We start from the raw sequence: 26805 nt of genomic DNA on the forward strand, positions 1-26805 counted from the left end.
GTTTCAAGCCGTATTAATGGCCCGTGTGTCCCGAATGATTCGTGCCGGTCGAACCGCCTTGGGTATGGTCATCCTTGGCGTCAGGCAGCGGCTTCTGCACCGGATCGGTCTTCGACTGGGGCACCGTTTGGGTCTGCCCGTGTGCATGTCCGCCCGGAGCATATTTGGTGACAATGCGTTGGAACAGGCCTTCCGGGAAGGAGGAGTAGAGCATAACCGGGGAAGTCCCCTTCTCCGCCAGCTTCTCGTAAGATTCGTTCGTCAGCTTCGCCGGCGAAGCCTTGACTTCCTTCACCCAGGCATCGAACTCGCTCTGCGGCTTAGCGTCGACGTAGAATTTCATGTCGCCGAAGTATTCGCCGCTGAAATTCGCACCGGAACCGTAATAACGGCCCGCGTGGTCCGCCTGCAGGAAGAGCGTCATGCCCATGCCGGACATCGTGTACATCTGCCCGCCGAGCTGCGGAATCCAGAAGGAGTTCATCGGCGCGTCGCTCGTGAGTTCGAATTTGACCGGAACATCCTCAGGGATCTGCAGATAGTTCACGGTAGCAATGCCGAGCTCCGGATACGTGAAGAGCCATTTCCAGTCCAGCGAGGTTGCCTGGATCGTGAGAGCTTTCTTCTCGGATTCGATCGGCTTCGACGGCTCCAGCGCGTACGTATAACGAGCCGTAACTGCAGCCAGAATAATGATGATGACAATCGGAATTCCCCACCAGACCAGCTCCAGCTTGGTGCTGTGGGAGAAGTGCGGCTCATAGGCCGCCGTGCTGCCTTCCCGCTCACGGTATTTCCATACGATGAAGGCGGTCAGGGCGAGAACCGGAACGAGTATCACGGCGCACAAGAGGGATGAAATCAGAATCAAGTCCTTCTGATCCCCGGCGATCGGCCCTTTCGGGTCCAGAACCATCGGCTGTTCACCACAGGCCGAAAGCAGCAGTACGCCTGTGAGCAGGAGCAAGAGCGGCAGCGCCCTGCGAAGCGTCCGTTTGGTTTGTTGCATGGTGGGTGGTCCTCCATTCTCCTCAATCTACGGTTGACATTTTAACATAGCGGTACGGCAAATCTTGTGACAAAAATCACAAACGCAAGCTCTCAAAGCTTCGCTGTCTGAACCTTGGAGGGATTATTCACTTCCCAATTCATCCATGCAGCACAGTTTTGATAACTTACGACTCCAAGCAGAAGTGATATATATAACATAGCAGATTCTCAGCAGCTTTACGCGGGGGTTAACAAATACGTCAAAACTTCGCCTTTTCTCTGTAATAAGTTTGTCACGAAGCTGACAAAATCACAAAAACACCCCCACTTCGGCCTGGTGCCGAATGGAGGTGTTATCAATTTTAACCTAATCTGCATAATATCGGAGCGTAATTCTTCACTTCTCCGCGTTCGATGCCCGGGAATGCACCAGATGAATCGCTGTCCGCATCACATAAATGTGAACGCTGCCGACCATGCAGCCGATCCCGATCATCAGGCTTGTGTTGCGGTCGCTGAAGTGATGTAAGTTCAACAGGCTAAGAAGTAGTCCGAAGCCCAGGAAGATCCAAGCTGCTGCCGTCATCCATACCACGAGGCGGTTTACATCGCGCTCTCCATGGATTTCTCTTTGTGCTGTCGCTGTTTTTGTCGTCATCGGAATCACTCCAAAACAGATAATGTAAGTGCTTTACTAAAATCAGTATAACATACTTTACCCGTTTTGTTCAAAGATTATTCACTTTTTGATCAAAAATTAGACAAAAGTCTGACCGCTTTCAAAGAAGGGTGCCGCAAACAAAGATCCCCCGTCCAAATGACGGAGGATCCTGCTGCCGGGGGTTATTCTACTTATGTCCAAGGGACGGATTGGCGAAGGAAGGACGGAGCCCCTCCAACACTTTCTTCGGGTCCCAATCGCCGAAGTAGGCCTCCGGTGTATAGAGGTCCGCCTGCTCCTTCGTAAGCACCTGACGTGTGGGGCTCTTCAGTGCGCCCGGGCCTCTGCTGTCGTATTCGAAGAAGCGCGCGTTCGCCGCCTTGGAGGCGCCCATATCCACCCAGCCGGTCGACGTGATGTGGCTTCCCATGTGGGTGTGCTTGAACACGACGCTGGCTACGGCGTTCGTATTGCCGCCGGGCTGCCATGGACGGCCCAGGGACACCGTGCCTTCCATTCCGAGATCGCTCGTCAGCCGGCAGTTGATGAAGAGATAACCGTACGGATTGGAGTTCAGCGTACTGGCTGCCGTAATATAGCCGTTATTGGTATCGGAGCCGCGGTCCAGGGAGTGGATGCGGGAATTCTCGAAGACCGCCGTCGCGGCGCCGAAGATGAAGTCGACATCCCCTTCAATATAGGAGTCCAGGAAGTACTGCCGGCCGAGGTTCGGATAGAGCGTGTCCTGGTTGCCGATGAACCGGCAGTCCTTGAAGATCGCGCGGTCCGCCTGCGTCTTGATCGCCACGGCCTGCTTGTTCTGGTACGGCGAGTTCGCCTCGTCGAACGAATTCTCGAACGTTACGCTGACCGCCGTAAAGTTCTCTCCCTTGACCGTCACCGTGGCGCTGCCCGTAGTTCCGTACGTGCCGCTGCCATCCGGCTTCGGTGTTCCGCTGGCATTATCATAAGTAATCACCGTGCGCTTGGCGTTCTCGCCTATGAGGGTAACATACGGCTTGTCCACGGTAAGGACTTCCTTATAGATGCCGGCCTTCAAATAAATCACATAAGGCGAAGCCTGGTCCGCCGGCACGTCGGAGATCGCCTTCTGCACGGAACGGTACTGCTTCACGCCTTCGATGACGGCCCCTTCGGTTCCTTGGTAAGACGAATCGACGATTGCTTTTTTGGTCATTGGCTCCCGCTCCTTGTTCGTTGAGGCTGAAACTGCGGCTCCATCGGCTGCAGCGGAGGCTGCGATGGCTGAATCCGGCAGGACTCCCCAGGGGGCCGCGGCGGATACCAGCAGGAATGCGCCAAGCGCCAAAGGTACGGATCTCATGGATTTCATCAATTCATCTCTCCTCATCGTTTGAAAATGGATGGCTGCAATCGCTTCCAATTCACCATAGCTCAAGAGAGGATGGCAATCCATAGCCCTCAGGTAACCGATGTGCACGGCAAGGCGGGTTCCGCAGGTAGCGCCGCGCAAATCCAATCTATTGATTATGGGGTGCACGCCCGGTATTCCCCGAGCACAACCCTTCGTCCCGTCTCGAAGGACTGCCTGGCCGCCACTGCGATCACTAGGGCGGCTTCCCATCCTCCTCGTTCACCGGCGCTGGCCGATTCATCAAGAAATGACCCGCTTAGTGATTCACTTCACATATCCCCGAGCGCCCATCCCTTATACTGAAACCATCAAAGCCAGAACCCATGGCTGCCACGGAGGGATTTTCAATGAAAACCATCGACACGCAGGCCGTCTTCACCACCTTGACCCATCCCCTGTACCGGCTTACCGAAGCCATCACCCGTCTTAAGGAAGAACATACGATGCTCGAAGAGAAGCTCGCAGAGCTGTACGCCATGGCCAAGACCATCGGACTGCAGGATGAAACCGGCAACTGGACCCCTGCCCTGCTGCAGCTGGGACAGACCGTCAAAGCGTTCTGGGCGGAGCTCGAGGCCCACTCGGCGTGGGAGGACGCCGTCATGTTCCCGATGATTACCTGGTATTTCGGCGAGACGCTGGAGCAGTTCACCCTGATGGAGCAGGAGCATGAGCTGGCCGAGCAGTATATCCTGGCCTTCATCGAGCCTGTGGAGCGCCTGACGGCACCGGTTGAACAGGAGGAAGCCAAAGAACTGGCTTCGATGCTGGTTCAGGCCAATGCCATACTCAAGAATCATTTCCGCAAGGAAGAAGAGATTATCGACGCCCTGGCCGACCGTTCGAACGCATTTGGAGGTTTCTAGGTGAATGAACCCGGCGGCTTTCCAAACCAATAACCCCCAAGCGCGCGCACGCTGTAGGAAGGCCGCACTTGGGGGTATTTCTCATATTAGTTCGAGCAGCTCCGCGACCTGGCTCTCGATCATCTCCGGGGTATCGGTGGGGGCAAAACGCTTCACGACGCGGCCGCTCCGGTCGACAAGAAACTTGGTGAAATTCCACTTGATCGCCTTGGAGCCAAGCAGGCCGCGGGCTTCGCTGCTGAGGTGCTGGAACAGCGGATGGGCCGCGCTGCCGTTCACGTCAATCCTCGCATACAGCGGGAACGACACGCCATGGTTCAGCTCGCAGGCCTGCGCAATGTCCGCGTTATCGTGCAGCTCCTGGTCTAGGAACTGGCTGCTCGGGAAGCCCAGCACGGCAAAGCCCTTGTCACGGTACGTGTCATAGAGCTTCTGCAGTCCCTTGAACTGCGGTGCAAAGCCGCACTTGGTTGCCGTATTCACAATCAGCAGCACCTGCCCTTGGTAAGGGGCCAAGGTTGCCTGTTCGCCGCGGATGGTGGTCACTTCGAAATCATAGATGGACATGGGCGGGACCTCCTAAGGAATGGTGGAGCGAAGACATGGCCATACTCCGGTTTTATTATTAAATTTTACACAATTAATTTGGGGTGTCCAGTGTCATATCGTCGTTTCTTCTTCTTGTTTCTTCTATATTAAACACCACGCCTTACGGCAACCCTCCACGGAAGGGGTATTCATATAAAAAACAGACTCCCGGCGGCGCGGTAACGGAACCACACCCTGGGAGCCTGCTTGGGCATTACTGCTTGAGAAGCCTGTTTACCTTCGGTCTAGTATACCGATTTCCACTCGCCGATATTCTTGGCGTCGAATTTGAACGGATCGCCGAGCATGATCTGCGTGCCCTTGTCGTCCGCGATCACTTCCTTGTCGCCGAGACGGCCGGCCTTGAACTTGTCGCCGGTCTTGCCGGTGATCGTGCCCTGCACGAGCGCGTCGGCCGTGAAGCCCGCCAGATAGCCTACGTCTACCGGGTTCCACAGGTACATCCACTGCGACACGCCGGATTCGATGTACTGCGCCATCTCGCTCGGCAGGCCAAGGCCGGTGAGCTGCACCTTGCCCTTCAGTCCTTTGTCCGTCAGCACCTTGCCTGCCGCCGCAATCCCTACCGTGGTCGGGGCAATGATGCCCTTCAGGTTCGGATACGACTTCAGCAGCGCTTCCGTCTCGGACACGCTCTTGTCGCGGAGGTCGTCGCCATACGCTACTTTGACCAGCTTCACGTCCTTGTACTTGGGATCTTCGAGCTCCTTCTTCATCCAGTCGATCCACAGATTCTGGTTCGTCGCCTGGGAGGTCGCGCTGAGCACGGCGATCTCACCCTTGCCGCCGATCATCTCGGAGATCGCCTGCACCTGCACCCGGCCGATCCGCTCCGGATCCGCCTGGTTGACGTGCACCATGCGGCTCTGCGCATTCACCGCGGAGTCGAGGGAGAGCACCTTGATGCCCGCATTCATCGCCTTCTTCAGCGCGGGCTGCAGCGCGTCCGGATCATTGCCGGCAATCGCGATCGCCTGGACCTTCTGCGAGATGAGCTCCTCGATCATCTTGATCTGCGCCTCGGCCGTCGGCTGGTCCGGCGCCTTCAGGATCGCTTCGCCGCCCATCTCGGTCACCGAGGTCTTGAAGCCTTCCATCATCTTCTCGCCGTACGGGTTGCCCGTGTTCTTGAAGATGATGGCATACTTCTTCTTGCCCCCCGCTCCGCTGTCCGCCGGCTTTGCTCCTTCACTCTTGGCCGGCTCCGTACCGCTGCCCCCCGCAGCCGGTGTACTCCCTCCTCCGCAGGCTGCCAGCATGGACAAGCTCAGGACCGCCGTCAAACAAGTCATCACCATTTTTTTCATGAGTCTGATCTCCCCTGTCTTCTTCTTGGATTGAAAAAGTGTATACAAACCGCTTCCTTACGGAGGAAGTCAGCCGTATTTGGAATTGGGCCGTTCGTTCGAATCAGATGAGGCAGCCGCCGGCGCTTCGTTCCCCCTGGCCGAAGAGAACAGGGCAGCCCTGCCGACAGCTCCAGGCGTACGTACGGCCTCAAGGGCGGCGCAGCTTAGCAAGCTTCAGCTTCGGCACCATCACCGCGAAGATCAGCAGCAGCCCGATAATGACAAGCAGCATCTGCGCCGGCACGTTGACCAGCCCGAGCCCGTAGCTCAGCAGCCCGATAAGGAACACGGCAAGGATTGCGCCGACCATGCGTCCCTTCCCTCCCGCGGTGCTGATCCCGCCGAGCACGACCATCGCGATGACATCGAGCTCGTAGCCCGTGGCCACATTGGGCCGCGTGCTGCCCATCCGGGACATGAGAAAGACAGCTGTAACCGCTGCCATAACTCCCGTCAGCGTGAAGACAATGACCTTGATCTTATCGACCTGCACTCCGGAGAAGCGGCTTGCCGTGCTGTTATTGCCGATGGCGTACACTCTCCGGCCGAAGGTCGTCTTATGCAGCAGCAGGCTGAACGCCGCCGCGAACACCGCAAACACCACCAGTATGAACGGAACCCCGCCGACATACTCCCAGCCGAAGAAGCTGAACCACTCCGGGAAGTTCCCTTTGGCCTGGTCTTCCAGGATGATGTAGGCAATGCCGCGGTAGATGATCATGGTCGACAAGGTGACGATGACCGCCGACAATTCCTTGAACTTGACGATGAGCAGCCCGTTAATGAATCCGCAGAGCCCGCCGACGATTAGCCCGACCAGGATGGACAGCTCCATGGGCAGTCCCAGATGGTACAGGTCCGCCATGATGACGGAGGTCAGCGCAACCGTGGAAGCTACGGAGATGTCGATATCGCCGAGGATCATGACGAGCACCATCGGCAGCACGATGAACGCTTTGTCCAGGAAGCTCATCGTGGCATCCCGCAGACTCTCGTAATTCAAGTAGTAGGGAGACAAATTGGCATTGATAATATTCACGGCAATCAGAATCACAACGAGCAGCCATTCCCACTGCAAAAAGAAACTCTTCAGGCTGAACTCCCGTCTTCCCTGCAGCCCTCTTGCTTGCGCTTCCATCGTCAAATCCTCCTCCTCAGCAGGTGGTTGCGGTCCACGCCCCGTTTGACGAGCGCGTTGATCATCACGGCCACCAGGATAATCGAGCCCTGGATCGCCATCTGCCAGAACGGCGACACGTCGATGAGCGGCAGCGCGTTGTTCAAGATGCCGAGCAGGATCGAGCCGAGGATGATCCCGGAGATTTTGCCCGAGCCGCCGGCGATGGAGACCCCGCCCAGAACACAGGCGGCGATAACGCTCAGCTCGTAGCCCGAGGCCGTATCCCCTTGGGCGGATGCGAACTTCGAGACCCACAGCACCCCGGCGAGCCCGGAGAGCGCGCCCATGATCGTGTAGACCAGCCACAGGATGCGGTCGTTGTGGATGCCGCTGATCTTCGCCGACTCGGGATTGCTGCCGACGGCATAGATCTGCCTGCCGGTTCTCGTGTGATTGATGAAATAGTAGAAGACGATATAGATGAAGACCGCGATCAAAATCAGCGTATTCAGTCCAAGGACCGAACCGGTGGCAATCGCTTTGAAGCTCTCCGGCATCTGGTGCGCACTGACCCACTTGCCCCCGGAGACCGTGAAGGTCAGCCCGCGGAACACATTCATCAGTCCGAGGGTTGCGATGATCGGCAGCACCCCCATCTTGGCGATCAGAAAGCCGATGATGATGCCGCAAACGACGCCGACCAGCGTCCCGAGGAGCAGTGTCAGCACCGGATGCAGATCCGGTACGGCCTTCACGGCCAGTGCGGAGATCATACCCGAGAGGGCCAAGGTCGCCCCGATCGACAGGTCGATGCCCCGTGTGACGATCACAAGCATCATGCCGACGGCAAGTATGCTGAGGATCGCGGTGTTGGTGACCAGATCGTTAATGTTCTCCAGTGTCAGGAAGCTCGGATTGCGGAGCTGAACGGCTGCCGACAGCAGCACGATGAACAGCAGGAGCCCGAGCTCTCTGAATTTGGCCAGCTTGGCGCCCAGCGACGGCGCCCCGCCGGTGCGGGAAGCGCCGCTGGGGCCGCTGCCCCCGATGACCTTCCCCAAGGCTTTTTCAGCCATGGATCGTTCCCCCTTTTTTTATCTGTCCTGTTGCCTCTATCCCGCATGTATCGGAAGCGGCTTGGCTTCGGGGCCGCCGCTCATCGCAGCCTCGAGGATCGCCTCCTGGGTGACCTGACCGCGCTGAAGCTCGGCCGTGATGCGGCCCTCCTTCATGACGATGACCCGGTCGCTCATCCCGATCACCTCGGGCATCTCCGAGGATACCAGCAGGATGCCATACCCCTGGGATGCCAGCTCACTGATGATCTCGTAGATGGAGGACTTCGCTCCGACATCGACCCCTTTGGTCGGCTCATCCAGGATGATGACATCCAGGTCCGCCGTCAAAAGCTTCGCGAACACCACCTTCTGCTGATTGCCGCCCGACAGCGAGGATACGAGATCGTGAATGCTTCTCGCCTTGACGCTGACCTTCTCCGCCAGCGACTGGGAGAGGGCGTCTTCTCTGCCCACGTCCAGCCAGCCTCGGCGGGAGAGTCCGCCAAGAGACGGGAGCGTAATGTTCCTTCCGATCTCCCAGTCGAGCACGAGCCCCTGCTTCTGCCGGTCCTCCGGCAGGTAGCCGATCCCAAGCCCCATCGCCTGCAGCGGGTCCCTGACCGTAACGGGGCTGCCCTTCACGAAGACCTGGCCGCGGTCGGCCGGTTCAATGCCGAACAGCGCCTGGCATACCTCCGTCCGGCCCGCGCCGACAAGCCCGGTGAGGCCGACAATCTCGCCCCGGTACAGAGCGAAGGAGATATCCGCGAAGTAGCCGGTCCTACCAAGTCCTTCCGTCCTTAGCAGCTCCTCGCCGCGGCGTACTTCCTTCTTAGGGAAGAGCTGGGTCACCTCCCGGCCGACCATCGCGACGATCAAGGCGTCGTTCGTAATCTCGTTCACGCCCCAGGAGCCGATATACTTCGCATCCCGGAACACGGTTACGCGGCTGGCCAGGCGATACATATCCTCGAACCGGTGCGAGATGAAGATGATCGCCACCCCGCTGTCCCTCAGCGCTTCGGCAATGCCGTACAGCTGCTCGCTCTCCCGCTGGGTCAGCGCCGCGGTCGGTTCGTCCATGATGATCACCCTGGCGTCGGTTGACAGCGCTTTCGCAATTTCGACGATCTGCTGCTGGGCCACGCTCAGCGACCCCATCTGCGCTTTGGCATCGAAATCGGCCCCGAGCCGCTCCAACAGCTTCTGTGCTTCCTGGTGCATCTCCCGCCAATTGATTCTTTTTGTTCGTTTATGTACCTTCTCATGCCCCATGAAAATGTTCTCGGTGACGCTGAGGTCGGGGTAGCACGTGACATGCTGGTAGATCGCGGCGATGCCGAGCTTCTTGGCGTCGTTCGGGTTCTTGAATTCCGCCCTCTCTCCGTTGTACAGAATCTCCCCTTCATCGGGCCGGTGCACGCCGGTAATTACTTTGATGAAGGTCGATTTGCCCGCCCCGTTCTCTCCCATGAGCGCATGGATCTCGCCGGGCCTCAGCTGAAAGTTCACCCGGTCCAGCGCCTTGACCCCGGGAAACGTCTTTGTAATCGCTCTCAATTCCAGAATGAATTCAGACATCGTACGGGCTCCTATCCATATTCTTAGAATCTCCCTCGGGACTGAGCCCAGTATAGCACACGACCGACCGAAAATAAACAACAAAATTAACTTTTGTTTTCGATTATGTTTATTCGTGATTGTGACAGAAGAAAAGCTAGAGCCTTATAGTTGCATGCCCCCATACTTCGGAGCGTTAGAGGGATGGGTAGTGGGGTTCCAGCCGCTGTTAAAGTCATGTGGATTAGAATATATATTGAGCGGTAATCACATGACTTTAAAGGCGGACGTTAAGCTCTTCCACCTCACACTCATTCCCATTCTGGCATATTGCGGCGCGTTAGAGGCCGGCAAAGGCGGTCCTTCGCTTTTCCCGCTTAAGCCCATCCTTTCCCCGCATTTATATACCACTCAAGGGCGCTTAAGACAATACGGCAAGTTATTCAAAAACATCCGAAACCACTTAGGCCGTTAACTGCCTAAGCCGATCCGGATCAGCCCTGACGGCATAGTAAAAGACATGCCCGCTGCTTTCGGTCCAAGAGCATGTCTTCTCCTCCTTGCTTCTTACTTAGCCTATCCCGCCGCCGGAGGCGTAGTACAGGATCTTCTCCTTCGTCGCCTCGGCTCTCGGCAGGACCCGGCGGAGCTCTCCTCCGCACATGACGAGAATCCGGTCCGCCATCCCAAGAACCTCCGAGAGGTCTGATGAGATCATGATGACGGACGCGCCCGAGAGCACCATCTCGTTCATGATGTTGTAGATGTCGGACTTCGAGCTGACGTCGATCCCGGCGGTCGGCTCGTCGAAGATGAGCACCTGGGCGTTCGCGAACAGCCACTTGGCGAGTACGACCTTCTTCTGCTTCCCGCCGCTGAGGCTGCCGGCCAGCTCCTTCTCGTCGCAGGTGATCTCAAGCCGCTCGATGAGATCCCTCGCGTAGCCGGTCTCCCGGCCCGCCCGCAGCAGACCGGCGCTGGAGACCCGCTCGAGGTTGGAGAGCGTGATGTTCTCCGAGATCGTCGAGGTGGCGATCAGCCCTTCATCCGAATACAGCCCGCTCGCATAGCACAAGCCGCACTGCTTCGCGAGGTGGGGGGTCATCCGGGCATAGGGGCGGCCGTTCAGGTGAATCGTTCCCTCATACGGTCCCTCGATGCCGCACAGCACCTTGGCCAGCAGCCGGCGGCCCGAGCCACTGAGTCCGGTCAGAGCCAGAATCTCCCCCCGGCGCACCTCGAAGCCGATGTTCTTCAGCAGCCCCTGGTAGCTGAGATTCTCCACGCGCAGCAGCTCCCTGCCGCTCTTCACCTTGAGCTTCGGGTAGCGGTCGTCCAGCGGCTTGCCGACCATGCACCGCACGATGTCATCGAGCTCCACATCCGCGGTGGAGCAGGTCAGTACGGCCTCCCCGTCCCGCAGCACCGTGACCCGGTCGGCGATCCGCTTGATCTCCTCCAGCCGGTGGGAGATGTACAGAACGCAGACGCCCAGCTGCTTCAAGCGGCCGATCACGCCGAAGAGCACCTCGCGTTCCCCCTCGGTCAGCGACGCCGTCGGCTCATCCATGATCAGAATGCGGGCGTTCTGCGACAGCGCCTTGATGATCTCCACGAACTTCTGCTGGCCCGGTCCGAGCGACTTCAGCACCGTACGGGCGTCCAGGTCCAGACCCAGGGCCTGCAGATACCGGCCCGTCTCGCGGTAGACGGCCTCCCAGTCGATGAGCCGGTTCCACTTTTTGAGCGGCTCCCTGCCCATGTAAACGTTCTCAGCAATGCTCAGATCCTGGAACAGCTTCAGCTCCTGATAGATCATGGCGATGCCGAGCTCCTGCGCCTGCCTCGGAGAGGCGATGAGTGCAGGCTCCCCGCCGATGTGGATTTCTCCCTCATCGGCCTCGAACCAGCCCGCCAGGATTTTCATCAGGGTCGACTTGCCCGCCCCGTTCTCCCCGAGCAGGGCATGCACCTGCCCCCGGTCCGCCGCCAGGTCCACGGCACGGAGCACCGCAGTCTCGCCGAATCTCTTGGTGATTCCCTTCATTTGAAGCAGATGCTCCACACCCATGCCTCTTTTCCTGGGGATTTTCATTCCAATCCGCTGACTCCGCGCCGGCTTACTCCAGTTCGAACGTGGTGAACAGCTTCACGCCCTGCTCGAAGAAGTGCTTTTTGTATTCGGAGGGAATCTGCTTGTTCGTGACCAGCGTCTTGGCGAGGGACAGATCTCCGAGCTTCGCAAAGCCTCTCTGGTCGAACTTGCTGTAATCGGCCGCAATGATCACTTCGCTGGCGATCCGGCGCACCGCCTGGATGATCATCGCCTCATCGTAGCTGCCCGTCGTATAGCCCGCATCAAAGTGTACGCCCTTCACGCCCAGAAAAGCCTTATTGACATAGATTCCCTGAAGCAGCTGCAGTGCGGCTCCCCCGACGAGGGCGGAGCTCGAGTGCGCCAGGTCTCCTCCGGTCACGATCGTCTTCACGCCCGTATAATCCTTGAGCGCCAGGCCGATCCGCAGATCGTTGGTCACCACCGTGACCCGCTTCTCCTGCAGGTTGCGCGCGATCTCCAGGCAGGTCGTACCGGGGCTGAGATAGACCGCTTCCCCGTCCTCGATGAGCCGGGCGGCAATGCGGCCGATCATCCGCTTCTCCTCGATGAACTCGTCTTCTTCCTCGACTGCGTTCGCGGCAGGTACCAGCTCTTCGTTCAGCACGGCCCCGCCATAGGTTTTGGTCAGCACGCCCATCTGCTCGAGCTTATCGAGGTCCCGCCGGATCGTCACCTCGGTCACGGAGAAAAGCTCGCTGAGCTCCATGACATCGACGCGCTTTTTCGAGAAGAGCAGCTCTTTTATTTTGTTCAATCGCTCAATGGCAAACATAACGATGCTCCCGTGTCCATAGTTCATATGTACGTTGTTGTGCGTTCATGAGCCCATTATAACACAACTCTTGTTTCTTTGTGATTGTATCTGCGAGCGGCTCAAGAGGTAAAGCGGAAGTCCCCAGACGAAGCGAAAAACCCATGGTGCAGGGCAGCTTCCCAAAGCGGCAGCCTGCTATTCCAGCAGCTCCAGCTGCCTGCACAGGGAGTAAAGGGCATGCATCCCCTTCAGCTGGAGCCGGGCGAGAGCGTTCCAGTGGTGCAGCGCCTCCAGAGCCAGCCGGTATGCTCCATTGGCGTCATCTGGATCCAGCCGCTTGACCGCCTCTTTCCACCGCACCACCTCCTCCGAATATACGGCGGAGCGGAGAAGGCGCATCAGCAGCACTTTGCGGAGTTCGGACGGGCCGTACTTTCGGTACCCGTTCTCCTCATCGCGAAGGGACGAGACCAGCCCTTCCTTCTCCCAATACCGGAGTGCAGAGCGGGGGACCCCGGTCTCCCCGGACAGCTCCCCGATCCCCACCGGCTGCCCATCATGCTCCCCTGCCTGGGTATCACCGGCTTCCGCTTCAGAGGCGAGCCGTCCGGCTGCCTCGGCGGCCAGAATCTGCTCGCGGTGCAGAGCGGCCTGCGCCCTTCCCGCTGCCCACAGTGCGGCATCCACCTCACCGGCCTGCAGGGCACGGAGCACCTCCGCCGTCACTTCCATCCCGAATCCGGGCGCCATCGCACGCAGGCAGTGAAAGTAGGCCCGGTGCTCCTCCGTGTACAGCCGGTAGCCTTTGGGCGAACGCACCGCGGGCGGTACAAGCCCCCGGGCCTCGTAGCCCCGCAGCGTATTGGTGCTTAGCTTCAGCTCACGGGCCAGATCGACCGGTCGCATCCTTTGACTCCCCCTCGCTTATGAACATTTCTGACGAGCCCAGTCCGGACTGCAAACTTTTTGTATGCTCTCTCCCATTATATCAGGCATTGCTGTGCTCCAACCTTCCCATTCGCTTCACTGTTGTAAGATGGATTTGTAAGGTGTTCCCTGCGGACCACCCATACCACGCGGGAGCCGCCCGGAGAAGATACGTCCACTCCTTCGCGGCCCGCCAGAGGAGGAATAAAGAATGATGACGGATTCGAAGTTTGTTCCCGGCATGACAGCAGAGGACCTGGCAGCGGTGATTCAAAACGAGCTTGCCTCTCATTGGAAGCAAGTCCTGGAGGCGCATCGCGCGGAGCTGGAGAAAGTCTTCCCCGAGCTGGAGGACTCGACTTACGGTCTGTATCTCGACCGGCTTCTGCCGCCGATCTTCGGCGCACTGGAGCAGGCGGGCTACAGCGTGCTCGGAGAAGTCAAGGAGACGGACTTCATCATCGGGGGCTGCCTCAACTTCAGCTGCTCCCTGGAGCAGTGGGGCCCTGAGCATCACCGCTCCCGCGTGTTCTGGATGCCCGTCCGCGAGGAGGGCCGGTCTGAGCCGGTGGGAACCCTGCTGCTGGATTTCTTCCACTCCCACACCGGGTTCGAAGTGCCGGAAGGACCGCGGATTACGGCTGCCGCCGCAGCAGATCGGCAGGAGATCGTTGCTGCCGTCCGCCGCTGGAAGGAAAGCGCATAAGCTTCGGCGCTGACCGGCGGCCTTATGCAGCGCCCCGCCGATACGGCCGCTGCTCCATGCTCGAGCCGACCGGGGGTCGCAGCCGGCATTGTCGTCGCCATGACCAGCGCCATGTTTCCTGCAGCTTCTCGCCCGTTCCAAGGCTGGCTAGCTGCTAACCCGACGGCTTCTTTCACTCATGCGAGACATATTTTTACTTCACTTTCGAACCGCCTTGCCCATGAGGAGGCAGAATGATGACACTCCAATTCCCTTTGACCCTCCTGACTGTTATACTGACCGTCAAGTTAGACGAGCTCATCTTCAAACATTGGCTTCCCGGCTCTGCCTGGCACTGGGTGATCCTAGGTATAATGCTCTTTATACTAAGTTACATGCTGGAGCTTACAGGACTCCCCAAGAAAAGGCTCTCCACCCCACTCTGTATAACACTTACGCTTGGTACAATTATCCTAGGTTACACTGTCTTATAAGAAAAACGCCCGTCGGCGTTCCTTTGAGATCGCTGCGTGCCAGTCCCTACATTGGGACCCGGGGAGAAGGAATGGGTAAGGGGCTCCAACCGCCCTTGAAGTCGTGTCCAATCTGATTTTTTTGGTGACAAGGACAACGACTTTAAAGGCGGCCCGTTGCTTTCCCCCTGCCCATACCCTCTCTAATCTCTCTCAGCTCGCCCTGAAAATTTCTACAATATTAAAAAGAAACCAACCTGCTACTAATTTTCAGTGGCGGGTTGGTCCTGTTTTTTTATTGCCCTTCCCTACAGAGGAGTGATATCCCGTTTGTTTAGCTCTTGCCCCTTACGGCGGAGTGATATCCTTTTTGAAAGTGACCTTTGTGCGAAGCACAACGGAACGAAAAAAGGATACCACGACGCTCCGAACAAATGGATATCACTCCGCCCCCTGCACCACCAGATCGCGCAGCTCCGACCAGCACACGATCCGCGGAAACGGCAGCCCCCGGTTGTACGGCTGGTCCTTGGCGTACACCTTGACGCCCGAGTCGGCCAGCGTCTCCAGCACTGCCGGCTTGTCGTCAAAGTAATAATCGAGGCCGAGGTCGCGGATGATGTGCACCTTCTCGGTGTCATCCATGCCGTAGAAGAACCGGCCGGGCCGCACAGGGAAGCCGTTCGCGGTCATCCATTCCAGCGTCCGTTCGCCGAACTCCCTGGCCCGGGCGGTGATGTAGTAGATTTCGTGCCCCTGACGGTCCAGCTCCTGGAGCACTTCCACCGCATGCGGAAAGGGCGGACAGGCGGAGAAGTAGATGTCCTCCCGCAGCTTCCCCCACAGCACCCTTCCCTCTTCGCGGGTGAGTCCGAACGCTTCGTGAATGCCCATCGATTGTATCGCCTGGAACACCTCCAGCGGCACATCCTGCCCCAGATGCCCTTTATAGAGATGGAACGCATGCTCTCTCAGATTGATGAGCGTATCGTCAATATCAAAGCCGATTTTCATAAGGCCGTATCCTCCTTGGCATCTTCCTCTCTAGGATACCCCGGGCAGCCCTGTGGTGTACAGCCGAAGTAATGGTTTAAGGCGCCTCAAGCCCAATAAAAAGCCCCGGCCAAGGCCGGAGCTCCGTTTTACCCGATATGAAACTTCCGAATCTCGTCGTCCACATTCTCGCTGAGCTGCTTGAGCTGTTCAGCCGCACGCTGCAGCATTTGGAACGCGGACAGCTGCTCCGTCGCGGTCGAGCTGATCTGCTCGGTGGCCGCCGCCGCATCGCCTGCCACGTGGGACATCGTACGGATATCATCGACCACTTGCTCCTTCAAGGCATGCATCCGGTGAATGTCCCGGTTCATCTCCTGGATGGAGGTGACTATGCCGCGGAACGTGTCCGCCATGGTGTCGAAGGCATGCCCCGTGTCACCCACGATCCGTCTCTGATCGCCGACAATCCGCTCGGTCTTATCCATAGCCTGCAGGGTGTCGGAGAAGCCTGTCTCCAGGCTGACAAGCGTCTCTTTAATCTCCTTCGTGGACTCGAAGGAGTGCATCGCGAGCTTATGAATCTCGGAAGCCACGACGCCGAAGCCCCTTCCGAACTCTCCCGCCCGGGCGGCCTCAATGCTGGCATTGAGAGCAAGCAGCTTCGTTTGCTCCGAGATCGCGTTAATCGTCTGCAGAATGGAGGAAATCTCACTCATCTTACCGGCCAGTCCATGAATCCGGCCGACTACGACCGCGTTGGATTCCCCGGTCTCCCGGGTATGCTCGTGCAGCCGTCTTACCATATCGACACCGCCGCTGATGACCCCATCAGCCTGAACCGACAGTTCATTCATCTGCTGATTCTGGTCCGTGACCTTCTCTATAATGGAAGAAAGCTGCAGAGTCTGCTGATTCGTCGATTCGGCGACGGCGGCCTGCCGCGACGCGCCCTCGGCAATATCCAGAATCGACCGGCCGATCTCTTCTCCCGCCGCGGTGGTGGACTGCGAAATCCCCGTCATTTCCTGCGAGGAAGCGCTGACGTTCTCTACGGATTGCCGGACCGTACCGATCAACGCGCGGAACCGGTCCGTCATCGCATTGAAGTCCGAGGACAAGTCCCCGAGTTCATCGGCTGCGTACATCTCGGCTCTCACGGTAAGATCGCCTTCGGCCATCTTCCGCACATTCTCCCGCAGGCTCCGGATCGGCCGGTTGACGGAACGGATAATGAGATAGCCAAGCAGGCTGCTGACCCCGAGACAGAGCAGCATGAGAAGGCCGCTGCGCAGCAGAAGCGCGGAATATTCGGCTTTCACCTTCATCAGCATTTTCTCATTCTCGTCGAAGTACAGGTCCCCAATATCGTCCAGCGCACTTTCCATGACATCGAATACCTCAAAGCCCTCCTGATACAAAGAAAGTATAGAAGCCCTGCGGACCGCAGCATCGGCTGATGATAGATCCTGTAGATACTTCTGCGAGGACTGGCGGTATGCCTCTGCAGCTTTCACGTATGCTCCGATCAGTTCTTCCTCTTGGGGAAGGCCCAGCTTATTGGCAAGGTATTCGTTGAACCGCTTGTCCGCGGAGCTCTCCTGCTTTTTGTATTCCTCCAGCTGACCGGTAAATTCCTTCGAGCCCGGCTCATACACGAATAGGGCCCGTTCGGCTGCCAGCATCTGATGAAGGTCGACGCCTGCCGAGCGGATCAGTTCGATATTCTCCGCCCGCACCTTCAAGCTCTCCTCCAGGGAACGCTGCACGGTCTGCAGCCCTGAAGCCCCCGCCAGACCCATGATAAGATTAGCGGCGACAGCGGAGGCAATCGCCAGGATTACCTTGCTTTTGATCGATAATGCGATTCGTGGTTTCTTCATGCCATCCCCTTCTCCTTATTCAACATCCTGCTGGTGTAGGTACACCCTTTATATATCGGACGTTTACTGGAGGGGGATGAGGGGCTTCTCTCATGCAAAATAACGCGCATCATCCTTTACGGAAGGTGCGCGTTAGCAAGAAAACGGGCCTCGGGAACGGTTATCCGTCGGATCCCCCGCCCTTGGTGAATACGGTGGTCCGGTTCCGGCCATCCTTCTTGGAGCGGTACAGCGCCTGGTCCGCAAGCTCGATCATCTCCGCCGGGCCCGCCGAGGCGTCGGATACGGCAACCCCGAGGGAGAGGGTGATCCTCTCCCCTTCCACCAGAGCCAGCTCGGCGGCATTCATGCGCAGCCGTTCCGCAAGCTCGGACGCTTCCTGCTCTCCCCCATGGCGGACCAGTACGGCGAACTCCTCGCCGCCAAAACGGAAGATGAGATCCCCCGGCCGGGTCGTGGCTTCCATATGCGATGCCAGACTCTTCAGCACCGCGTCGCCCACCGGATGTCCGTACGTATCGTTGATGCGTTTAAAGTGATCTATATCTAGAAGGATCAAGGCAAAAGGAATCTTGTCTTCCGTCCAGCCTTCGATCGTCCGGTCAAACGATTTTCGGTTGAGCAGGCCGGTCAACCCGTCATGTTCGATCTCCGCATTGAGGTGGTTGAGATGGTTATCGATGCTGTGGTGCAGCTGCTTGACCTCGTAGATAAATCGGCCGGTCTTCGGCATCCGCAGCGGCAGCGGCCTGCGGGAATGCATGGACTCCTCCGAGAATTTGGCGAGCGCGTACAGCGGCGCCGAGATCGTATAAGCGATACGCCAGGCGGCCAGCAGGATCACAAGGCACAGGGGAAAGACCTGCAGCAGCAGCTTCCTCATAAGGGCTTCGCGCGGCGCTTCCAGTATCGAAGTCGGGGTCTGGGAGATGATCGACCAGCCGGCACTCGGTTCATAGGCATAGCCTGCAAGAAAAGGAAGGCCTCTCGTATTGACGATGAGCTCCGAGCCGCTTAGGCCCGAGACGGCTTTGCGGACCACTTCGTTGGCTGTCACCAGCTCCCCGATCCGCTTCGGATCCGGATGGAACAGAATATGACCGTCGGCATCCGTGACATACACGTAAGATCCGTTGCCGTAGAAATGCTCGCTTAAGGTCCGGCTCAGCACGTTGTTTTCTTCCAGATAGATCGTCCCACCCACAAAGCCCTGGTAGTCCCCCTTCACCCCAAAGATCGGGGCCGAAACCAAAACGATGCGCCGCCCCGTCGCGCCTACATATGGTTTCGAGACAAGCGGCACCCGCTTCTCGACAGCTTCGCGCGAGGCTTCCGACGTCAGCTTGGTCCCCGGCCCGACATTCGACTGGCCGGGAATGACAGCCGTAACCCGCCGCTCCGCATCGACCATGAGAAGAGAGTTGAAGTACTGCCGGTTCGCCTGGAACCAGATCTCCAGCTCCTGGGAGGACACCGGCCTCTGCCCCGCCTTGGCGGCGATCATCTCCAGATTGTCCTCCATCATCTCCAGCAGATTCGTTGTATTGGAAGCGAGCTTCTTCGCGTACTGGTAGTTGTTCTCTAGATAGCTATCCGTTAAAGAAGCCATATTCGCCTGAACGGCGGCATAACCGCCGGCAAGCGCCGTCAAGAATACCGTACCGATGACCAGTATGCCGAGCAGGACCCGCAGCTTCATTCCTTTTGATTGATTCATCCCTTCATGCTCCCTGCCGAATGAGTAGACATTGTCTGTTTGATGGAACCAGGGCCCTGCCGCTTTGGGCGGTCCCTTACAGAATATATCGGCACAACGTCAACCAAATTTGACCAAGCCCGCATTCAGCGGAAAACGCCCCGGAATTGCAGCAAGAAGGCTGCCTCCTTGTGCCGGCATGCAGCGGATCCAAGGGACAGCCTTCGTCAGGCCTCTATTCGATTACCATACCCAACCTGCCGTCAATCCATCCCGGCTCTCAGCGTCAGAGAGACTCCGTCAGAACAATTTCGATACCGGAGGGATCCCGGGTGATCCAAACATCGCCTTCCTGCCGAAGGAAGGCACCGGATTCCTGAAGCCGCCGTACGACCGCCTCCCGTCCTTGCGGGATGACCAGCGTGAAGGAAGCCAATCCGACCGCCTTCGGATGGGGAGCGGGCGCGCCTTCCCCTGCCCAGGTGTTCAGCCCGATATGATGATGATATCCGCCGGCCGAGAGGAAGAGCACGGACCTGCCATCCCCCGCCGTCCGCTCAAAGCCAAGCAGCCCGGCATAGAACCGCTCCGCTTCATCCAGCCGGCTGACATGCAGATGGATATGCCCTGTGACGGTTCCTGCCGGCAGACCGGTCCACGGATGTCCGTCCGCTTCCCGCAGCAGCCCCTCCGTGTCCACCGGATCGGATCCCATCACGTAGCAGCCCTGTTCATCCCGGACCCAGCCCTCACGCGGGCGGTCGGCATAGATCTCAATCCCGTTGAGATCCGGGTCGGTGATATAGAAGGCTTCGCTGACGAGGTGATCCCCTTGGCCTACATGCAGGCCGTGCTCAAGCAGATTCCTCAGCGCAAGCCCAAGCGTCCGGCGGTCCGGTACGAGGATCGCAAAATGGTACAAACCTGCAGATGACCTGCGCGGCACCGGTACGGCTTCCGGCACCTCTTCGAGCCGGAGCGCCTCCCTGACACCATCCACGGTAAGCGCTGCGGTCACCCCCTCCACCCGCAGCAGCCGGTACCCGACCACTTCGGTATAGAAGCGGATGGAACGCTGCAGCTCGCTCACTTTGAGGTGAAGAAGCCCGAAGGCCGTACCTTTATCTATAGCTGTCTCCATAGCACGGGTCACCCTTGAGCGGCAGCGGAATCGGTCCGCTTCCACAGACGGTCAACGGCATACAGAGAGCTGCCGGTTAAGCCGAGGTAGGCTGCGATCGCAAGCAGGGCCAGATCGAGCTCATAGCCGGCCCCTTTGCCGTCACCCATGAATCCGCCGGCGATCTTCACCTTCAGGATTGCGCCCAGCATGACCACCCCGAGCAGGATGGACACGATGCGGGTCCCGATTCCGAGAATCAGCAGAGCTCCGCCGACCAGCTCAATCACCGCTACAAGATACGCCATGAAGCCGGGCAGCCCCAAGCTTTCGAAGAAGCCCGCTACGTTTCCGAGCCCCATCTGGAACTTCGACGCCCCGTGGATCAGGAAGGTGATCCCGAGCACCACTCTCAGAATTAATGCGCCAACCTCGTACTGCTTTGTCATGTTCCTCAGCCTCTTTTCTATGGTTTGTTTGCGGGTGTGTCTGGATGTTATGCTGCACCCTTTTAGTTACTTTAAGTGTGTAACTCACCTTCTGGAATCATCATAGCTTAATGCGGCATCCTGCGTCAACAAAAATATTTGTAATAGCGAAAATAAATTTGTTACAAGAAATAACTCAGCAGTTCGCTACGAATAAAACAAACAAAAAACGCAGCTCCCTAAGGAACTGCGTCCGGACTTCCGCTGGACTAAATCTCTTTATGACTGATAATCAGGATGACGGCCGTTTCTTCGCCGATATTGTACACCGAGTGGGGAACACTGGAATGCCAGGAGAACGTGTCGCCTTCCTCCAGCACATATTCATCTTCCCCCTGACAGGCCTTAATCATGCCCTTCATGACATAGTGCGCTTCGATGCCTTCGTGCTCGTTCATCGGCCCTTCCTCCGGCTGGCCGGGAGGGATTTCACTCAAATACAGGCGCATCCCGCCGATCTGGCCGAGATGCTCGATCTTATGCTCCCCTTTGAACAGGCTGGTTGTCCGGTCCTGCTTGCGGACCACATTCATCCGCTCTTCCTGCTTCAGCAGCAGGTAAGAGATCGGTACGTTCAGGAAGGTGGCGATCGTCTCCAGCGTCGCCAGAGACGGGGAAGTCTTGTTGTTCTCGAGCTGGCTCATGAAGCCTTGGGACAAGCCGGTCGCTTCGCACAGCTGGCCCATCGTAATGCCGCGCTTTCTTCGTATGCTTCGAATACTGCTCCCAATTTGCATAGATCCTAGTCTCCATACTGCTTTTAGTCCTATTTTATCAAATGGACCCCGATTCTAAAAGAAAAACTTATGCAAAAGCAGGCCAAATGTATCAAAAAAGCATCCTCGTGCCTATTCCGCCTGTCCGTTATGTTCTTGGAAGACCCATCCAATCGGATGAGTAATAACCGTTTGCACTTTGCCAAAAGAAGCCGACCGGGCGGGAAATCGTCGAACAACTTACCTTGTGTATCGGTCCCAAACCTGATCTTAAGCGGATGTGTCATCCGCAATTTAACGCAAAAAGGGGAGAGAACCGACCACAGTCGACCCGCCCTTACCACAGCCCGACGCCCCGAAGGAGAAGGTCCGTCAAAGCACTTATCTCATGGAACGCGCAGCTTCCGGACGCTCTTCCCCTCATTCGGCTGCCGCGCCGGCCGACTTCACGCCCTCCACGGCCAGCCCCGCCACCGTCCGGCTCCCGGCATCGGCTGCGCCCCACTCGCGGAGCTCGGCATACGGCTGGGCTCCCGGTCCGCAGCACTCCTCGCGCAGCTGCCTCTGGCTGACGAGCCTGACGCCTATGCAGTACAGGGGCTGAGCGTATCAACCGCCCAGCCCCTGTCCCATCCGCTGCCTTCCGGATCTTTCTAAGCTCTTCGCTTACTGCTCCTTCGCGTCGGTGATCAGAATCTCGCCGTTATCGAAGAACACCTTCATCTTCATGCTCTCGCTGACAAAACGCACAGGCACAAGCGTAATGCCGTCCCGGATCACCGCCGGCGTATCGAGTACAGCCGCCTCCCCGTTCACCCGCGCATTCTTCTCGTCTATGACGAGCTCGATCTTCACGTCCTCCTTCGCCAGTGTGACGCGTCTCTCCGCGGCATTCCAGTCCACCTTGGCGCCAAGCGCTTCCCCGATGAAGCGGATCGGCACCATCGTCCGGCCATCCAGCGTGAAAGGCGCGACCTCCAGCGTCTGCTCCACCTCATCGACCGCCGCCACCGTGGAGTCCAGCTTCAGGGCGATCGTGCGGAAGTCCAGTGCCGAATCGTCCTTGTAATTGGAGGCCGCGTTGCCGAACTCTATCGGCTTCGAGATCACCGTGCCGTACGTCGTTTCAATCTCGACGGTGTAGTGCTGGCCGTTCTTGATCGACCTGTTGTTGTTGGCATAGAGATCGAAGGTCACGTTGCCGCTGAAGGTGCCGAGGGGCTCCTTCACATCCTTCTTGAACTCGGGCGTCATGACGGTATCTCCCTTGGTAATGCCGAGCAGCCAGCCTACACCGGCGCGGTTCGTCCGCCAGATGCCCTGGTAGGCCTCCTTGCCGTCCTTGTCGGTCGGCCGCAGGATCATCGCGAGCACCTCGGTCTTCGGCGCCAGATTCAGCTTCAGCCGGAAGTGTCCGTCCGGTGTCCCGTCCTCCCCGAAGAAGGCGACGCCTGTCTTGTCCTGGTCGAGGTCCACCCAGGAGAATTCCCGGATGGCTACGGGAGCATAGGAGCTTTCGCTGTCGTGAAAAGGCGTCACAGCCGACTTCACGGTGCCCTTGCTCGTCTCGATCTCCACGTAGTAGTACTCACCCGGCTTCATGCTGTTGTTATCCGAGGCGTACAGCTCGAGCTGCGCGATCCCCTGGAACGTGCCGAGCGTTGGCTGGAACGTGCTGTTGAGAATCTTGCCATCGCGGACAACGGCCAGCAGATGGCCGATATCTCCCGGTTGTGCCTTGAAGGTCTTCCACAGGCCGTGGTTCACGTCCGCGCCTGAGCTGTCCGCCGTCTTCAGCGTAATGGAGCGGATCTCCGTCCCGTCTCCCGCATCGATCAGCAGGGAGAGATGTCCGTCCCGGGTGCCGTCCGGCTCCGAGGTCTTGTCAAGCGAGATGCGGTCGGATTCTTTATCGAGGAAACGGAACTCCTGCACCTTCACAGGAGAAGCGGCGATCTCCGCTGCGAATGCGGGACGGTGCACAGCCAGTCCGCCGATCAGTACGGCGCCTGCCGCGGCTGTCAGAATGCTGGTGCGAATCATTTTTAACGGTTTGTTCATATCGGGTGGCCTCCTTGGGGCTTGCAGCATTTTCTTGTAATGAAGTTCCCCTATCATACGGAATCCCTTCGTCATATGACCAGTGACCGGCATCATGTCCTTCGTCACAATCCCCCAAAGTGTGAAAAATTTCACCTTTTTTTCTAAAGCAATCTTAAGCCATTTCGACAAACATTTCGGAACCTATCTGTTATAGTAGTCTTCATCATCCATCACACCTTGGAACCATGGAGGCCTATTATGACGATTACCCTGAAAGTGGAAGATGTCATCCGGCAGCTTGGCCTGAGCCAGGAAGCCTGGAACCGTCTCGCCGAACTCACCCCCGAGCCGCTTGAGCTGAACCGGCCGATAGCCGAACCGTCAGCCGAGTAACCTCTCCGCTTGCCCCCTTAAACGGTCATCCCCAACGGGAGACATACCACGCCTGCAAGGCTCCTTTTTTCAAGCGTCCCATCCTCACAGCCCCACCTTGAACGTTCATCCCGTACACGGATTGCCGCCCATCTTTGATCACCCTCCGCATGACCTGCCGGATCTCTGCGATCTTCATCCTGCCGCTGCTCGTCTCCCTGTAATACCGTTCCGATGAGAGAGAAAAGGCACGTTCCGCATGATGTCGATAACGGTTCAAGCCCGGGCGAGCACCTCACCAGTTCCACCCACATGTTCGTTATACCGCATTTCTGCCCCCCTCCTCCTTTTGCGCTCGTCGTTGGATGCTCTTACTCCTCAACTAATCCCCTGTTACAAGGGCGCTTCCGGAGGGATCAGTGGGAGGAGACGCGGCGGGCCATCTTGGTCCTATGCTGTCTGGCCGTAACGTATGGCGAATGGCTGATCATCAGCTGGCTGCCAGATCGGTCTGAGTGCATAAAAAAAGAGCAGCGGCTGTAGGCCCGTGCTCTTGGATTCATAGAATTTCCTAGCCGCGCAATCCCTCAGGACTGTGGAACGGCGCTCTGCGCTTCAGCCGGAGCCTTGGCCGGATCGGCCGGCGGAGCCGTCTTCGTCTCCCCCGCTTTCGCCTGCTTCGCATCTGCCGGTTTCGCGGCGGAAGCATCGAAGTAAGCTTTGAACGAGATATGGACGGAAAGCTCCTTCGCATTGTCGACAGGCGTAGCCGAGCTCCGGTTCATCGGGATATTCCCGTAATCTACGGAGTCGATGTGGGTCAGCCGGGGAAGCTGCTGCAGCCGCTCAATCACTTCCTTCACCTGCACATAGGTACCGGACACTTCCAGCTTGGCCTCTACCATGTGTACGTTCGGAAACAAAGGGTCCTTGCTCTTCAGCAGCGTCTGCAGGTCGTTCTTGGCCGTCTTGCTGAAGGTTACCGAGTTGATCTTCGCCTGGGCGTCCTTCTCGATCTGCCGGAGATCCACGGTCAGCTTCTCCACGCTATCCCCCGGAGGCAGCCCCGCTTGAACCGCTTCCGTCGACATCGTCGATTTGGCCTGCTCCTTCTCCTTCACCTTCTTCTCGAGAATCCCGAGCTGCTTCTGCAGGGTGCCGATCTCCGACCGGTTGGCCTCCAGAGTATCGTTCGACGGCTTCAGCACAAAGGAATAGCAGGCGAACAGAATCAAAAAAAGTGCGGCGAAGCCAAGCAGCAGCAGATTGTTATTTGTCTTGTTTGGCATTCGTGCCCTCCCCCTTCTGTCCTTCTTCCACTTCCTCTGCAACCGTATAGACCGCACGGTACGTTGTATTCACGACCTTCTTCACCGGAGCCGGCGCTGCGGCCGGAGGCGGCATCACTACCATCCCATCGCCTTGTGCCGGGTCCGTCACCGTGATCGGTGCTCCTGGTGCCGGTCGCTGAGGTATGGCCGGGCTCTCCTCGCTGTAGGAGACGGCGGTGATCGACTGCATGAACGAAGCCGCGCCGAAAGGCAGCTCGCGAAGCTTGCCCAGGTAGATGGAAGCGTCGTCCATCGACTTGAAGTCGACCGTGATGTTGAGCTTCTCTTCCCCTTTATAAGCCAGGGAATAGATCAACCCGCCCTGCGGAATCCCCTCCGTTACAGCCCTAATCGTCTTCGACACATCCACCTTCGCTCCACCGATGGCTTCCACCGCCCCCGCCGGATTATCTCCGGTGCCCGACAGCTGCTTCAACTGCGCTTGTACCGCGGCCTGCTTGGCGTTCAGTTCGTGGATAGTCTCGAGATCCGCGTCGATCTGCTTCTGGTTATCGAGATAGACGTAGGTGATTCCCGCCGCTCCGGCGGTCCAGGCCAGCAGCAGCGTACCCGTCATGACGATCCGCAGCGCTCGGCGGGGGTCCTTCCGGCTGCCCGGCAGCAGATTGATCCGCTTCGTCGCTTTGTCCTGCAGCGCCAATCCGATGCCGATCCCGTAAGGGTTCAGGCCTTCCATGCCTGCGGCCGGCTTGTCCGAGAGTGCGTCGAAGTCGAAGGTGCGGACCGAGATCTCGGTCATCGTCGCCTTCAGTCCCTCGAACAGCTGCATCCGTCCTTCGCCCGACCCGGTGACGATGATGTCGACAATCCGGCTGGCCCCTTCGCGGATGCTGTACTGGTAGAAGCTCAGAATCCGGGAAAGCTCGGCGGTGATCTCGGGAATCTGGTCCTGCGTCAGCCCTTGGCCGGCCCCGCCTTCCGCCGCGAGCGGATCAACGGCGTAGGGATCCAGCAGGGAAATCGTCCGCATGAACACCGGATTGCCGTTATGGAACAGATAGATCTCCAGCTGCGCTTCGTCCAGCGAGATCAGCATCGTCTCTTCCAGCTTCTCGAACTGCTGGTTCTGGATCGCGCGGGCCAGGGCAAAAGCCGAGATCTCGGCATCCTTGACCTTCACCCCCGCTTCCTCCAGCACGCCCACATAGCTGTCGATCAGCTTGCGGGACGCGGCATAGACGAGCACCGTCGTGCCCTCGTCGTCCGAATCGACGGGAATAAAGTCATAGACCGGATCTTCGAACGGCAGCCGCAGCGCGGTCTCGACCTCGAGCTCAACCAGCCCGCGCAGCTCGCTGGCCTTTGTGCTGCCGATCCGCATTTTGCGGATGATGATCTGCGATGTAGGAATGGACAGGATCGCCGAAGCGCCCTTGAGCTTCTCCTGGTGGACCCACCGCTGGACTTCCTGTCTCAACAGCTCCTCATCCACGATCTGATCTTCCACAATCGTGCCCTGCGAAAGCTTCAGGGTACCGCGGCTGGCTGCCTTGTTCTTCTTGACCTGAATATAGCGGAATCCGCCCGAATCGACCGTAATTCCGATTTGTTTGCCTCCGAATGGTAACATCATGT

24 protein-coding genes are annotated in these 26805 nt (G+C 58.2%); 4 read left to right on the plus strand and 20 right to left on the minus strand.

Translation table 11 applies throughout. The annotated features are described in order from the left end of the window. Positions 1-13 precede the first annotated feature (13 nt). The 3 genes from qoxA to ACP26L_RS32265 all read right to left on the minus strand — a co-directional run bounded on the left by qoxA (position 14) and on the right by ACP26L_RS32265 (position 3005). Positions 14-1009, minus strand: coding sequence for a cytochrome aa3 quinol oxidase subunit II (qoxA, locus tag ACP26L_RS32255; RefSeq protein WP_426449694.1), 996 nt, complete (start codon positions 1007-1009; stop codon positions 14-16). A gap of 378 nt (positions 1010-1387) precedes the next feature. Further along, complete coding sequence (locus ACP26L_RS32260; RefSeq protein ID WP_426449695.1) at positions 1388-1648, minus strand: hypothetical protein; 261 nt, start codon at positions 1646-1648, stop codon at positions 1388-1390. Positions 1649-1838: 190 nt separating this feature from the next. Beyond that, on the minus strand, positions 1839-3005 hold the full coding sequence (locus ACP26L_RS32265; protein ID WP_426449696.1) for a pectinesterase family protein: 1167 nt from the start codon (positions 3003-3005) through the stop codon (positions 1839-1841). A 389-nt stretch (positions 3006-3394) separates the two neighbouring features. Here ACP26L_RS32265 and ACP26L_RS32270 point away from each other — a divergent pair, with 389 nt between their 5' ends. Continuing rightward, on the plus strand, positions 3395-3913 hold the full coding sequence (locus ACP26L_RS32270; RefSeq protein ID WP_426449697.1) for a hemerythrin domain-containing protein: 519 nt from the start codon (positions 3395-3397) through the stop codon (positions 3911-3913). Positions 3914-3994: 81 nt separating this feature from the next. Here the strand turns inward: ACP26L_RS32270 and ACP26L_RS32275 are convergent, their stop codons facing one another. The 8 genes from ACP26L_RS32275 to ACP26L_RS32310 form a co-directional block, all read right to left on the minus strand. Next, positions 3995-4480, minus strand: a complete 486-nt coding sequence (locus tag ACP26L_RS32275) for a glutathione peroxidase (protein ID WP_426449698.1) — start codon at positions 4478-4480, stop codon at positions 3995-3997. A 266-nt stretch (positions 4481-4746) separates the two neighbouring features. After that, on the minus strand, positions 4747-5829 hold the full coding sequence (gene rhaS, locus ACP26L_RS32280) for a rhamnose ABC transporter substrate-binding protein (RefSeq protein ID WP_426449699.1): 1083 nt from the start codon (positions 5827-5829) through the stop codon (positions 4747-4749). A gap of 190 nt (positions 5830-6019) precedes the next feature. Beyond that, positions 6020-7009: an ABC transporter permease gene (locus ACP26L_RS32285; RefSeq protein WP_426449700.1), complete on the minus strand. Its 990-nt coding sequence runs from the start codon at positions 7007-7009 to the stop codon at positions 6020-6022. A 2-nt stretch (positions 7010-7011) separates the two neighbouring features. Then, positions 7012-8067 (minus strand): ABC transporter permease, encoded by a 1056-nt coding sequence (locus tag ACP26L_RS32290; RefSeq protein WP_426449701.1) that lies wholly within the window; start codon positions 8065-8067, stop codon positions 7012-7014. Positions 8068-8103: 36 nt separating this feature from the next. Then, on the minus strand, positions 8104-9630 hold the full coding sequence (locus ACP26L_RS32295; RefSeq protein ID WP_426449702.1) for a sugar ABC transporter ATP-binding protein: 1527 nt from the start codon (positions 9628-9630) through the stop codon (positions 8104-8106). Between the two features lie 550 nt (positions 9631-10180). Beyond that, positions 10181-11704, minus strand: coding sequence for a sugar ABC transporter ATP-binding protein (locus ACP26L_RS32300; RefSeq protein ID WP_426449703.1), 1524 nt, complete (start codon positions 11702-11704; stop codon positions 10181-10183). A 25-nt stretch (positions 11705-11729) separates the two neighbouring features. Further along, on the minus strand, positions 11730-12482 hold the full coding sequence (locus tag ACP26L_RS32305) for a DeoR/GlpR family DNA-binding transcription regulator (protein ID WP_426449704.1): 753 nt from the start codon (positions 12480-12482) through the stop codon (positions 11730-11732). Positions 12483-12677: 195 nt separating this feature from the next. Beyond that, positions 12678-13388 carry a MerR family transcriptional regulator gene (locus tag ACP26L_RS32310; RefSeq protein ID WP_426449705.1) on the minus strand — a complete coding sequence of 237 codons (711 nt, stop codon included), beginning with the start codon at positions 13386-13388 and terminating at the stop codon, positions 12678-12680. A gap of 232 nt (positions 13389-13620) precedes the next feature. Between ACP26L_RS32310 and ACP26L_RS32315 the strand changes: the two genes are divergently transcribed. Continuing rightward, complete coding sequence (locus ACP26L_RS32315; protein ID WP_426449706.1) at positions 13621-14115, plus strand: DUF6022 family protein; 495 nt, start codon at positions 13621-13623, stop codon at positions 14113-14115. A gap of 893 nt (positions 14116-15008) precedes the next feature. On the opposite strand, the gene ACP26L_RS32320 is transcribed toward ACP26L_RS32315, so the two are convergent. The 6 genes from ACP26L_RS32320 to ACP26L_RS32345 form a co-directional block, all read right to left on the minus strand. Further along, complete coding sequence (locus ACP26L_RS32320) at positions 15009-15581, minus strand: 5' nucleotidase, NT5C type (RefSeq protein WP_426449707.1); 573 nt, start codon at positions 15579-15581, stop codon at positions 15009-15011. Between the two features lie 128 nt (positions 15582-15709). Beyond that, positions 15710-17443, minus strand: coding sequence for a methyl-accepting chemotaxis protein (locus ACP26L_RS32325; protein WP_426449708.1), 1734 nt, complete (start codon positions 17441-17443; stop codon positions 15710-15712). A gap of 160 nt (positions 17444-17603) precedes the next feature. Continuing rightward, a complete protein-coding gene (locus tag ACP26L_RS32330) occupies positions 17604-19160 on the minus strand; it encodes a sensor domain-containing diguanylate cyclase (RefSeq protein WP_426449709.1) in 1557 nt (518 codons plus the stop codon). Between the two features lie 265 nt (positions 19161-19425). Further along, positions 19426-20280: a VOC family protein gene (locus ACP26L_RS32335; protein WP_426455184.1), complete on the minus strand. Its 855-nt coding sequence runs from the start codon at positions 20278-20280 to the stop codon at positions 19426-19428. 8 nt (positions 20281-20288) lie between these two features. After that, on the minus strand, positions 20289-20708 hold the full coding sequence (locus ACP26L_RS32340) for a DoxX family protein (RefSeq protein ID WP_426449710.1): 420 nt from the start codon (positions 20706-20708) through the stop codon (positions 20289-20291). Between the two features lie 248 nt (positions 20709-20956). Beyond that, a complete protein-coding gene (locus ACP26L_RS32345; protein WP_426449711.1) occupies positions 20957-21484 on the minus strand; it encodes a helix-turn-helix domain-containing protein in 528 nt (175 codons plus the stop codon). A gap of 367 nt (positions 21485-21851) precedes the next feature. Between ACP26L_RS32345 and ACP26L_RS32350 the strand changes: the two genes are divergently transcribed. Further along, complete coding sequence (locus ACP26L_RS32350) at positions 21852-22067, plus strand: hypothetical protein (RefSeq protein ID WP_426449712.1); 216 nt, start codon at positions 21852-21854, stop codon at positions 22065-22067. Between the two features lie 62 nt (positions 22068-22129). On the opposite strand, the gene ACP26L_RS32355 is transcribed toward ACP26L_RS32350, so the two are convergent. Continuing rightward, on the minus strand, positions 22130-23524 hold the full coding sequence (locus ACP26L_RS32355; protein ID WP_426449713.1) for a copper amine oxidase N-terminal domain-containing protein: 1395 nt from the start codon (positions 23522-23524) through the stop codon (positions 22130-22132). A 240-nt stretch (positions 23525-23764) separates the two neighbouring features. Here ACP26L_RS32355 and ACP26L_RS32360 point away from each other — a divergent pair, with 240 nt between their 5' ends. Beyond that, positions 23765-23899 carry a hypothetical protein gene (locus ACP26L_RS32360; protein ID WP_426449714.1) on the plus strand — a complete coding sequence of 45 codons (135 nt, stop codon included), beginning with the start codon at positions 23765-23767 and terminating at the stop codon, positions 23897-23899. A 566-nt stretch (positions 23900-24465) separates the two neighbouring features. Here the strand turns inward: ACP26L_RS32360 and ACP26L_RS32365 are convergent. Then, the gene (locus tag ACP26L_RS32365) at positions 24466-25167 is read right to left on the minus strand and encodes a hypothetical protein (protein ID WP_426449715.1); all 702 of its coding nucleotides are present in this window, start codon (positions 25165-25167) and stop codon (positions 24466-24468) included. Continuing rightward, positions 25148-26800, minus strand: a complete 1653-nt coding sequence (gene pilM / locus ACP26L_RS32370; protein WP_426449716.1) for a pilus assembly protein PilM — start codon at positions 26798-26800, stop codon at positions 25148-25150. Before pilM ends, ACP26L_RS32365 begins: the two co-directional genes overlap by 20 nt. Positions 26801-26805: the final 5 nt, after the last annotated feature.

The sequence above is a fragment of the Paenibacillus sp. S-38 genome (genome assembly GCF_049942825.1).
GTDB lineage: Bacteria > Bacillota > Bacilli > Paenibacillales > NBRC-103111 > Paenibacillus_G.

What these genes read in the sequence shown, in the direction of transcription:
- ACP26L_RS32360 (WP_426449714.1), top strand. Translation starts at nt 23,765, where the DNA reads ATGACGATTACCCTGAAAGTGGAAGATGTCATCCGGCAGCTTGGCCTG.
- rhaS (WP_426449699.1), bottom strand. Translation starts at nt 5,829, where the DNA reads ATGAAAAAAATGGTGATGACTTGTTTGACGGCGGTCCTGAGCTTGTCC.
- ACP26L_RS32315 (WP_426449706.1), top strand. Translation starts at nt 13,621, where the DNA reads ATGATGACGGATTCGAAGTTTGTTCCCGGCATGACAGCAGAGGACCTG.
- ACP26L_RS32355 (WP_426449713.1), bottom strand. Translation starts at nt 23,524, where the DNA reads ATGAACAAACCGTTAAAAATGATTCGCACCAGCATTCTGACAGCCGCG.
- ACP26L_RS32285 (WP_426449700.1), bottom strand. Translation starts at nt 7,009, where the DNA reads ATGGAAGCGCAAGCAAGAGGGCTGCAGGGAAGACGGGAGTTCAGCCTG.
- ACP26L_RS32300 (WP_426449703.1), bottom strand. Translation starts at nt 11,704, where the DNA reads ATGAAAATCCCCAGGAAAAGAGGCATGGGTGTGGAGCATCTGCTTCAA.
- ACP26L_RS32340 (WP_426449710.1), bottom strand. Translation starts at nt 20,708, where the DNA reads ATGACAAAGCAGTACGAGGTTGGCGCATTAATTCTGAGAGTGGTGCTC.
- ACP26L_RS32270 (WP_426449697.1), top strand. Translation starts at nt 3,395, where the DNA reads ATGAAAACCATCGACACGCAGGCCGTCTTCACCACCTTGACCCATCCC.
- qoxA (WP_426449694.1), bottom strand. Translation starts at nt 1,009, where the DNA reads ATGCAACAAACCAAACGGACGCTTCGCAGGGCGCTGCCGCTCTTGCTC.
- ACP26L_RS32295 (WP_426449702.1), bottom strand. Translation starts at nt 9,630, where the DNA reads ATGTCTGAATTCATTCTGGAATTGAGAGCGATTACAAAGACGTTTCCC.
- ACP26L_RS32310 (WP_426449705.1), bottom strand. Translation starts at nt 13,388, where the DNA reads ATGCGACCGGTCGATCTGGCCCGTGAGCTGAAGCTAAGCACCAATACG.
- ACP26L_RS32260 (WP_426449695.1), bottom strand. Translation starts at nt 1,648, where the DNA reads ATGACGACAAAAACAGCGACAGCACAAAGAGAAATCCATGGAGAGCGC.
- ACP26L_RS32350 (WP_426449712.1), top strand. Translation starts at nt 21,852, where the DNA reads ATGGAACGCGCAGCTTCCGGACGCTCTTCCCCTCATTCGGCTGCCGCG.
- ACP26L_RS32345 (WP_426449711.1), bottom strand. Translation starts at nt 21,484, where the DNA reads ATGCAAATTGGGAGCAGTATTCGAAGCATACGAAGAAAGCGCGGCATT.
- pilM (WP_426449716.1), bottom strand. Translation starts at nt 26,800, where the DNA reads ATGTTACCATTCGGAGGCAAACAAATCGGAATTACGGTCGATTCGGGC.
- ACP26L_RS32325 (WP_426449708.1), bottom strand. Translation starts at nt 17,443, where the DNA reads ATGAAGAAACCACGAATCGCATTATCGATCAAAAGCAAGGTAATCCTG.
- ACP26L_RS32365 (WP_426449715.1), bottom strand. Translation starts at nt 25,167, where the DNA reads ATGCCAAACAAGACAAATAACAATCTGCTGCTGCTTGGCTTCGCCGCA.
- ACP26L_RS32335 (WP_426455184.1), bottom strand. Translation starts at nt 20,280, where the DNA reads ATGGAGACAGCTATAGATAAAGGTACGGCCTTCGGGCTTCTTCACCTC.
- ACP26L_RS32265 (WP_426449696.1), bottom strand. Translation starts at nt 3,005, where the DNA reads ATGAAATCCATGAGATCCGTACCTTTGGCGCTTGGCGCATTCCTGCTG.
- ACP26L_RS32330 (WP_426449709.1), bottom strand. Translation starts at nt 19,160, where the DNA reads ATGAATCAATCAAAAGGAATGAAGCTGCGGGTCCTGCTCGGCATACTG.
- ACP26L_RS32320 (WP_426449707.1), bottom strand. Translation starts at nt 15,581, where the DNA reads ATGAAAATCGGCTTTGATATTGACGATACGCTCATCAATCTGAGAGAG.
- ACP26L_RS32275 (WP_426449698.1), bottom strand. Translation starts at nt 4,480, where the DNA reads ATGTCCATCTATGATTTCGAAGTGACCACCATCCGCGGCGAACAGGCA.
- ACP26L_RS32290 (WP_426449701.1), bottom strand. Translation starts at nt 8,067, where the DNA reads ATGGCTGAAAAAGCCTTGGGGAAGGTCATCGGGGGCAGCGGCCCCAGC.